We start from the raw sequence: 6,674 nt of genomic DNA on the forward strand, positions 1-6,674 counted from the left end.
TTACCGTCTCGTCTTACGTTAACTTAACTTACGTTAATATTAGTATNTACTAGTAAGTAAGTTTATACGTATAGTTAATTTAAGTTTAAACTTTTAATTTATTTATATTATTATTCTTGTTTAATTATATATAGAAATGGTAACAGCAGTTTAATTAATTTTTTTATAAACTAAATATTAGATTTAAATTTTCTAAGTCTTAATGCATTTAATAATACTGATACTGAACTTAAGCTCATAGCTCCAGCAGCTATCATTGGATTTAATAGTGGGCCTCCAAAAATATGAAGAACTCCCATTGCTACTGGTATCCCTAATACGTTGTATGCAAATGCCCAGAAAAGATTTTGTTTTATATTATTTATAGTAGCTTTACTCAATTGTATTGCTTTTATAACATCTAATAAATCACTTTTCATTAATACAATATCTGCTGATTCTATGGCTACATCCGTTCCTGAACCTATTGCTATTCCTACATCTGCTTGAACCAATGCTGGAGCATCATTAATTCCATCTCCAACCATAGCAACCTTTTTATTTTCACTTTGTAATTTTTTAACCTCATTTGATTTATCCTCTGGTAAAACTTCTGCTAATACAATATCAATGCCAACTTCTTTAGCTATTGCTTTTGCTGTTTTTTCATTATCACCAGTTATCATTGCTACTTTTATTCCCATATTATGAATAGCTTTTATAGCTTTTTTACTGTTTTCTTTTACTGTATCTGCAACTGCTATAATTCCTTTTATTTCATTATCTATAGCCAGGAACATAGGTGTTTTTCCTTCTTCTGCTAACTCATTAGATTTAGCTTGCAACTCTCCTAACTCTATACCTCTTTCAAACATTAACTTTTTATTTCCTAATGCGATGCTACTGCTCTCAATTCTTACCTCTATTCCATGTCCAGGTATTGCTTTAAAATCTTCTATGGTTTTTAAGTTAATATTTTTTTCTTCTGCGGCTTTTACTATAGCCTCACCTAGTGGATGCTCTGATCCCTTTTCTGCACTAGCAGCTAATGTTAAAATTTCTACTTCACTTATTCCTTGAGTTATTATATTAGTTACTTTTGGCTTTCCTTCTGTTATAGTTCCTGTTTTATCAAAAACTATAGTTTGAATTTTATATGCAGTTTCTAGCGCTTCTCCACCTTTTATCAGAACTCCATTTTCCGCTCCTTTCCCGGTTCCTACCATGATGGCTGTAGGCGTTGCTAATCCCAATGCACATGGGCATGCTATAACTAAAACTGCTATAAAAATGGTTAATGAAAATATTGCTGATTCGCCTGATATATACCAAGCTAAAGCCGCTATAATTGATAATGCTATTACAGTTGGTACGAAATATGCTGATATTACATCTGCAAGCTTTGCAATTGGTGCCTTTGTTCCTTGGGCATCTTCAACGAGCTTTATTATTTGAGCAAGTGCTGTATCATCTCCAACTTTAGTAGCTCTATATTTTATAAATCCTGTTTTATTAATACTTGCTCCTATTACCTTACTTCCTATACTTTTTTCAACTGGAATGCTTTCTCCTGTAAGCATAGATTCATCTATTGATGTATTACCTTCAACAACTTCTCCATCTACAGGTAACTTTTCTCCAGGCTTTACAATTACTATATCTGAAACTTTCACTTCTTCAATAGGAATGGTAAGTTCATTTCCATCTCTAATAATATTAGCAGTTTTAGGTGCTAATCCCATAAGTTTTTTTATAGCTTCTGAAGTCTTTCCTTTTGATACTGCTTCTAAATATTTTCCTAAAGTTATTAATGCAAGTATTACCGCTGCTGATTCAAAATATAAATGCATTGCATAGTCATGATCTCCCATATTTATTTTATATATAGCAAATATTCCATAAACCACTGCTGCTGATGTTCCTATAGCTATTAAAGAATCCATATTAGGACTTAATTTAAATAAATTTTTAAAACCTATCATATAAAACTTATATCCTACTATTATCACAGGTACAGTTAATACAAGTTGTATTATTGCAAAATTCAAGGGATTCATCATAGGATCAATAATTTCCGGTAAACGCATTCCTGCCATATGTCCCATTGTTATTATTAGTAATGGAACTGTAAATATAATAGATAAAATAAATCTATACCAAAGCTTCTTATGCTCGGGAATCTTTTTTTCCAGACCATCTTTCTTTTCTTCCACTATTAATTTATATCCTGCTTTTTCTACTATATTTTTAAATCATTAACAGATATTTTATTTTCATCAAAAGTTATATTTAGTTTTTCTGTAGCAAAATTTACTGATGAATTTACAACTCCATCAGCCTTTTTAGTGACTCTTTCAACTCTATTTGCACAAGCTGAACATGTCATTCCTTCAACTTTAAAGCTATAATTCTTAGTGTTCTTTTCTACTCCGTATCCTGCTTTTTCAATAGCCTTTTCAATATCAGAACTATTTACTTTATCATTATCATATTGAACACTCAATGTTTCTGTAGCAAAATTAACATTTGCTTTATCTACACCTTCAAGTTTATTTATTACTCTTTCAACTCTACTGGCACAAGCAGTACATGTCATACCTGATATTTTAACTTTTTCTACTTTCATTTTTACCCTCCTTCACCACCCCCCAGGGGTGTGGTATAATTTTATTATACTATTTATCTTTATAATGTCAATAACAATTCTCATTAATTAATATAATATTATTTTTACCAATAACCAAAAAAAATTAATTTAGAAAACTTAAATAAGAGTTTCTAAATTAATTTTTTTATAACTTATATATTCTTAAAGTTAATTTTTTTACCTTTAACACTTTAACTTCCTGCACTTTCATATACACTAATACCCTTTAACCATATTTTATATGATACTATTATTGATAACAAACTTACAACAAACGGCAAAAAAATCCCAGTTAAGATACTTCCCTTTCCAATAAAATATGAACCTGGATAATATCCAGTAAATGCAAAGGGGATAATAAATGTCAAAATAAACTTTATAGCACTTGGATAAATACTTACAGGATATTTTGCAAAAGTACTTATTTGATATGCCATAAACATATATGATTGTGAAAATTTCACCCAAAAGGCTATTGATGCTGTTGCAAGTTTTATTGATGTATATATTAAAGTTGCACAAATAATTACAAAAATAAATTCTAATATTTGTATTGATGTATAAGAAGTATTTAAATTTATTGATGATGTTATTAACAAAATAAAACCTATTATAACCTCTCCAAATCCATCTGGTTGAAAGCTTTCGGATATAACTTGAAATAATGGATTTATTGGTCTTAATAAATATTTATCAAATTCACCTTTAACTATGGTTTTCCAACTAAATATCCATAAATAATCAGTAAATATATGATCTATTCCCCTAGGGATTTGAGCAAATCCATAAATAAATAAAATTTCATAAAAGCTCCATCCATCTAATGTAGGTATAACATTGAAAATTAATTTTATAAATATAACTCCAGCTAATTGAACCAAAATAAATCCAATCAGTCCTAATACAAAATCAATTCTATATTCCATTAATGTTTTTATATATTGTTTAAGAAATTTTGAGTATAACTTTATATATTTAGCCATTTTATCCTCCTAATATACTTAATTCTTTTATTAAAGATTTCCACATTTGTCTACTAATAATTATAAGTATTATTATCCACAAAATTTGAATAGATATTGCTTTAATAATTTCAATATTAGTTAGTTTTCCCAGATATATCATACTTGGTGTATATATCATAGAACTAAAAGGCAGAAAATTGAAAATTCCTTGTATCCAACTTGGAAAGAATACCATTGGTATTAAAGCCCCAGATAATAACTGAGATATAGCATTCATAATTTGAGTTAATCCCCACATATTTGTTATTTTAAAAGATAATAACCCAAACATATAACTATAATAAAAATTAATAATAAACCCAGCCAAAATACTAATAATATATAAAATTGTATTTGCCACAGAAAATTTACCACTATAATTAATTTGTAATATAGTTATTAATATAAATCCTATAAAAAATACAACTATAAAGCTATACATTAAGTTTCCTAGGGATTCAAAAAACATTCTCTTTTCGTAATTTATTGGCCTAATTAGATTTATAGCTATAGAGCCGTCCTTCACTTCTCTACTTATTGAATATCCTATATCGGAATTTATAATTACAGATGTTATAAATGATATAAGAACATACACTATCATCTCATTTAAGCTAAACCCTTTAATAATCATGCTATCAGAACTTCTATATATAGCCTTCCATAAATAAAATGTTACAAATAATAGCATAAGTTCTCCTAAGAAAAAGATTATAGCATTTGCCCTATATGAAAGATTTTTTTGAAATGTATTTTTTGTAAAGGTTAAATATGATTTTATGTCAAAAATAGACTTCAATATTTACACCTCTTTTCTATATATCTTTTTTATAATATCTTCAATACTTGTCTCAAGTATTGAAAAATCTAAAACATTGAATTTAGATATTATTTTAGATATTATTTCTGCTTGGTTAGTAAAGTTTCTATTAAATCTAACAATAATCTTATTATCTAAAGCATTTATTTCCAAGTTTTCTTTACTAATTTTCATTTCATCATTAATATCAAAGTTTTCATATCCATTTAAACTTTTAACTAAAATCTCTATAGTTGTTATATATCCGTAGTTATCTTTAATATCTTTTAAGCTACCATCGTATATCTTAGTTCCATTGTCTATTATAATTATTCTATTACATAATTCTTCTATATCATTTAAATCATGAGTTGTTAGAATAACTGTAGTTCCATACTTCTTATTAATTTCTTTTATTGCGCTTCTAACTTTTTCTTTTACCACTACATCTAATCCTATTGTTGGCTCATCTAAATATATAATTTTAGGATTATGTAACAATGCAGCTGCTAAATCAGCCCTCATTCTTTGACCAAGCGATAATGTTCTTACTGGACTTAAGATAAATTCACTTATTTCTAAAACTTCATTTAAGAACCCCATTCTTTCTTTATAATCGTTATCATTAACGTCATAAATGTCTTTCAATAAAGAGAATGTTTCAGATAGTGGTAAGTCCCACCATAATTGCGTCCTTTGCCCAAATACAACTCCTATATACTTAGCATTTTTTTCTCTATCTTCATATGGAATTAATCCGTTTATTAAAACCTTCCCAGATGATGGAGTTAAAATCCCTGTCATCATTTTAATGGTAGTAGACTTGCCTGCACCATTTGCCCCTATATATCCTACTATTTCTCCATCTTCTATTTCAAAACTAATATCATCAACAGCTTTTTTAATAACATACTCCCTAGAAAAAATGATTTTATAGCCCCCTTAAATCCCGGATACTTTTTACTACTTTTAAATTCCTTACTTAAATTTTCAACTTTTATCATATACTCACCTATCTTCATTATTAAAGGAAATATTTTCAACTTATTCTACTCTCTTCATACTATCCAGTCAATAAATACATTTATATATACATTTTTTTGTATTTTAGTACAATTTATATATTACTTATGTGTTTTATTATCTAAAATTATCAAATTTATTCTTCTCATAAAATAATAAAGCCACCTATAAATAGGTGGCTAAAATATTACTATTTTACTGAATCTAAAACGTCTTGTACAGCTTTTACATAAGTTCCAACTTTAATTGATACTCCTGATACTGCATCTGTATTTCCATCATCATTAGTTAATTTAACTTTTGAAAGGTCAAAGTTATTTTTAACTATAAACTCTTCTAATAATGCCATTTGTTCATGCCAATGTTTAGCTTCTCCTTCTTTCATTACATACTTACCTTCTTCAGAAGCCTTTTTCTTCATTGAACCGTCTTCTTGCTTAACATCAACATTAACTGCTACTGGTTTTCCATGGTTAAATACAACTTTTGTAACTACCATGTCTTTTTTTGCTCCACTTGGATCATATGGAGTTTCTGCTATTTTAGCTCCTGTAAATCCACTTTCTAATTCTTTACCTTCTTTAACTGCATCTAAAACTTCTTTAACTGTATTTACGTATGCTCCAACCTTAATTGATACTCCTGATACTGCATCTGTATTTCCTTCTGCATTAGTTAATTTAACCTTAGATACATCAACCTTATTTTCATTTAAGAAGGCTTCTAACAACTCCATTTGCTCTCCCCAGTTCTTAGCTTCTCCTTCTTTCATTACGTAATTACCTTTTTTAGCTTCTTCTTTTTTCATTGTTCCATTTTCTTGACGTACATCAATTGAAACCTTTACTGCTTCTCCATCCTTAAACTCAACTTCTGTAACTATAACATCACCTTTTTTACCTGTTGAATCATATAATGCCTCATAAGTTTTTGTTCCTGTGAATTTCTCACTTTGTTGGTTTGAAGTTGAACCGTTATTATTTGAATTTGAAGTTTCCTTACTTCCACAACCAACTAATAACGCCATTGATAATAAACATACAGCTATAATTTTTTTTGATTTCATAAAATTATCCCCTTAAATGAAATTTACAAGATAATTTTATACTGACTTTGTAATTTTTTCAACAATATTGTTAAATTGTTGTCTTTATTAAATATAATAATTTCATTTATTTGTATATTATAAATTAATACTTTATTACTAATATATGATATTTTT

Annotated in this window: 3 protein-coding genes and 2 pseudogenes; all 5 read right to left on the minus strand. The window is 27.9% G+C overall.

All coding sequences use genetic code 11. The annotated features are described in order from the left end of the window. Positions 1-170: 170 nt before the first annotated feature. The 5 genes and pseudogenes from A500_RS05020 to A500_RS05040 all read right to left on the minus strand — a co-directional run bounded on the left by A500_RS05020 (position 171) and on the right by A500_RS05040 (position 6,518). A pseudogene (locus tag A500_RS05020) lies at positions 171-2,605 on the minus strand (heavy metal translocating P-type ATPase). A gap of 212 nt (positions 2,606-2,817) precedes the next feature. After that, positions 2,818-3,609 (minus strand): ABC transporter permease, encoded by a 792-nt coding sequence (locus A500_RS05025; RefSeq protein WP_016206500.1) that lies wholly within the window; start codon positions 3,607-3,609, stop codon positions 2,818-2,820. A gap of 1 nt (position 3,610) precedes the next feature. Continuing rightward, positions 3,611-4,429, minus strand: coding sequence for an ABC transporter permease (locus tag A500_RS05030; protein ID WP_016206501.1), 819 nt, complete (start codon positions 4,427-4,429; stop codon positions 3,611-3,613). Between the two features lie 3 nt (positions 4,430-4,432). Beyond that, positions 4,433-5,433: pseudogene (locus A500_RS05035) on the minus strand (ABC transporter ATP-binding protein). A gap of 209 nt (positions 5,434-5,642) precedes the next feature. Then, on the minus strand, positions 5,643-6,518 hold the full coding sequence (locus A500_RS05040) for a hypothetical protein (RefSeq protein ID WP_016206504.1): 876 nt from the start codon (positions 6,516-6,518) through the stop codon (positions 5,643-5,645). Positions 6,519-6,674 lie beyond the last annotated feature (156 nt).

The sequence above is a fragment of the Clostridium sartagoforme AAU1 genome, from assembly GCF_000401215.1.
GTDB lineage: Bacteria > Bacillota > Clostridia > Clostridiales > Clostridiaceae > Clostridium > Clostridium sartagoforme.